The organism is Sphaerospermopsis reniformis, from assembly GCF_005402885.1.
Taxonomy (GTDB): domain Bacteria; phylum Cyanobacteriota; class Cyanobacteriia; order Cyanobacteriales; family Nostocaceae; genus Sphaerospermopsis; species Sphaerospermopsis kisseleviana.
In genome coordinates this window covers 1-3,295 of sequence record NZ_BJCE01000370.1, presented here as the reverse complement: position 1 = coordinate 3,295, position 3,295 = coordinate 1, and the positions used below count along the sequence as shown (strand labels likewise).

General features: G+C 34.9%; 3 protein-coding genes and 2 pseudogenes. 1 reads left to right on the top strand and 4 read right to left on the bottom strand.

Features of this window, described 5'->3' with window-relative positions; all coding sequences use genetic code 11:
* Positions 1-183 (top strand): annotated as a pseudogene (locus FFR48_RS29755) (hypothetical protein); the annotation flags it as partial.
* A gap of 50 nt (positions 184-233) precedes the next feature.
* Here the strand turns inward: FFR48_RS29755 and FFR48_RS26460 are convergent.
* From FFR48_RS26460 to FFR48_RS26445, 4 genes and pseudogenes are all read right to left on the bottom strand, one after another.
* Entirely contained in the window at positions 234-1,172 is a 939-nt protein-coding gene (locus FFR48_RS26460; protein ID WP_137669408.1) for a nucleotidyl transferase AbiEii/AbiGii toxin family protein, read from the bottom strand.
* Positions 1,173-1,182: 10 nt separating this feature from the next.
* Positions 1,183-1,602, bottom strand: a complete 420-nt coding sequence (locus FFR48_RS26455; protein ID WP_096569119.1) for a hypothetical protein — start codon at positions 1,600-1,602, stop codon at positions 1,183-1,185.
* 352 nt (positions 1,603-1,954) lie between these two features.
* A pseudogene (locus FFR48_RS29750) lies at positions 1,955-2,101 on the bottom strand (transposase); the annotation flags it as partial.
* 450 nt (positions 2,102-2,551) lie between these two features.
* The coding region (locus FFR48_RS26445) for an IS1634 family transposase (RefSeq protein ID WP_236104199.1) at positions 2,552-3,295 on the bottom strand (744 nt) is incomplete at its 5' end.

Genomic DNA, 3,295 nt, shown 5'->3' with positions numbered 1-3,295 from the left:
CAGGTATGTCAAGAATTACCATCAAGACCAATCACACTATGGGACATTGAATACGGATGTGCGCCATTCGTGATCAAAACGGCTGAGATTAATGCAGATAAACTGATGCGCTTGCGTTCCAACCTGTTGACCTTTGTGTGGGGTAGCTTTACCTTTACCAAAGCGGGGAAGCTGGGTAATTAGATGGGATGGTTGGTTAGTAAAAGTTTAAAATAGCGATTATACTTTATAAACTAATCAAAAGCTAATTCTAATCTGGCAACTATACTTTTAACAGTTTCTATACATTCCTCAAAAGTAGGGCATTCATCTTCTGTAGCGTAGGACATCCCCTTTACAAATCTTGTGTATTCCTCATGGTAAATAGGATCTGATTCTAACTGCTCAAACATCTTTGGTAATAATTCGACTTTAGGTATAGATAAAGATTGAATTTGCCCTCTGTTGCTATTAACATCTTCTTGCATAAATTTAGAAACCAAACTTGAAAAGTTTTGGTCATCTTTAATCATGAGATTTAATGCTGTTAAATCATATAAATGGCGAATGATAGATGGATCATCGTGTTCATTTTCTCGATTTCTAGTCAAAATTCGCCAAGTTAAAGCACTTAATTTTTCTGCGGCTGTTTCTACAGGTGAACAACAAGCAATTGATGGAACTTCTGGTGGTAATCCCATTGCTTGAGATATAAAAGATGTTAAAGATTTTTCTTCAAAAGGTAAGACGAGCGAGGTAAATTTGATATCTAATTTTATATAAGGACGAAGCGCAATATCTTGTTTAAAATTTTGTTGGTAAGTAATACTGCAAGTAACTTGACTATTTTTATCACGAGCTTTTATCTCGTTCTCATTCAATGCCCAATCTGAACTACTGTTACGAATTACATCTAAAATTTCGTTTTTATATTTGCTGCGTTCGTTCCGAGTGGGTTCTAAAATCGGTAAAATAACCTTGAAATCAAGGTCTTCTGAAAAACGTTGAATTAAACCAAATCCTTTAGATAAGCTAGTCCCACCCGCAAAAACTAATTTCATACCAAGCTTATCAACGGTAATCAAGGCAGCTATTATTCTCATAGCATACCAATCCTTTTCAACAAAGGAAGGATCAACGCCTAGATCACTGGCAATAACTTCTAATAAGATTGGATCAATAGACGCACTCACAGGATATGGATTAACCAACGTATTCAAAGGTTACAAATTTACCATCGTAACCAAATTTAGGGGGAATTGGAATAGGTTTTTTAACCCCAATAACCCGTCCGGTGGGGACTTGGGTTGTCCGTCCTTCGTTGTAAGCTTTGTCATAGCTTGACGGTACAACTTCTATGTTCAAATATTCCAAAAACTCAGTTGCCAATTCACGTAATGCTTTACAAGGCACTACGCGCTTTGATAGAGGAGAGATAACTGCTTTAGCATAGCAATTCTCACTCATTTTGATTATTTTACCTTCTGTTTCTAGCTGATCAAAAACAGTCCTAACTTGGCTGTCAGCCGCAATATCTTTAAAATCCGTAAGCATAAAGACATTACGGGGGCTATCGCCGATTTTTCGAGCTATTCCGTCTTTTACTGAGTTAAGGGTTTTCATCTTTTTAGTCTCTTATTACGGAGATCAAATTCATTCGCAAAACCCTGTTATGGGTTTGATTGAGTTTGAGTAGGTTTTATTTTATACCTCTCAATTACTTGAGATATGCTGGATATAAAATAGTAATGATATTATTTTATATCTTTTCAGAAGAATAACATTACTATTAAAATCACAGCTTAGAACTTTTCGCTTCTAAAGATTTAAGAACACGCTTAATAAAATCTAAGTTTGTTTAGTCTATATCCTTGTATTTTCTGGTGTAGAAAGGTCGGTAAATTCGTGATTACCAATCTGAGCGCCCTTAACTTCACCCTTAGAGGGTGTTTGAAAAGTTTTTGGCAGTCAAAATTTAAGCAAGTCGCCTCACCATAATACGGATCATGGCAAGGTAGATAAAAGTCTCAGAGGTTTCGGGTAATAACTCATAATCTCTGACTAATCGCCGACACCCCATCAACCAACCGTAAGTGCGTTCCACCACCCAACGTTTTTTGAGTAGAGGAAGGCCCCTTGGTCTGCTCTGGTCGAAGAACTACCTGAATAATCCAACGACAAAAATCCATGACCCACTGCATAAACGGCTCACCGTCAAAACCACCATCTACCCAGATAGTTGTCAGACGAGATACCTGGTGTGGAGATTTTTGAACCCACATTCCGCAGATGTGACCCAGATAATTGATATTTTTGAAAAATCCCAACCAGAAAAATTTTATTTACCTAATTTTTCTGTTTGATTTTAACTTTATCTGCCAAAAAATAGAGAATATTACTAAAATTAATTCCATGAGGTTTTAAAATAGATTCTCTCTTTCAATGAAAGCAGTTATTTTTTGTAAAATCAACATGACAATTACAGCCAAGAATATTTCTATCTTCGCTAAGAATTTCTATTTACTAATTTTATCGTCAACTATATACATCTTTTTAGTCAAATAAACTCTCATCAAATAATTAGATAATATTTACTACAACTCTTTCCTAAATACCTAACTATCTTTTCACGTTCCTCTGTTAAATTACTCATTTGTTTTTGTCCATTTATGATGACTAAATGTACAGCTTGAAACATCTGAAATACCCACCTCATTGTCGGTTTATTTGTGATTTTTTTAACTTGATTTCTAATCCCATCATCAAATTTAGCTAGTTCTTGCCTTAACTTTCTTTGTGCCAGGTTATAGACTAACAAACACAATCCCATTATCATTGCTATTGCTTCTACTCTTTCCGGGGTTTTCACAAATACGCTTGATGTAAAAAACAACGGATCTTTCAAAAACCTAAATCCTCTCTCATTAGATTGTTGCGCTTTATATTCCTCTAATACCTGCTCATCACTCAATTCATTTTTATCTAATATATTCGTCGCTAATATAAATCTTCCTGCTTTAATTTTTTCTGCTTCTATTGCTAATTCGGAAGTTTCTATCTTACCTGTAATTTGATATTTTATTTGATGGGGTTCGGCTAATTTATTTGGTCTACCTGCTGTTTTATATTCTGCCTTTTCTCTGTATTCAATTTCTTTTATTTGGTGATATTTCCAGGATTTTGATAGTTTTTCTATTGCTTTCATCTCTGGTTCTCTTTCTAATTTATTCTCTTCTGTTTCTGGTTTTGTTTTTTCTATTTCTTCTGTTTCTTTCTTGTACTCTCCTTCTACACTCATTGATGTTCCATCTAGATG

Excerpts from the sequence above, each read along its gene's own strand:
- FFR48_RS26455 (WP_096569119.1), bottom strand. The coding sequence starts at position 1,602 with ATGAAAACCCTTAACTCAGTAAAAGACGGAATAGCTCGAAAAATCGGC.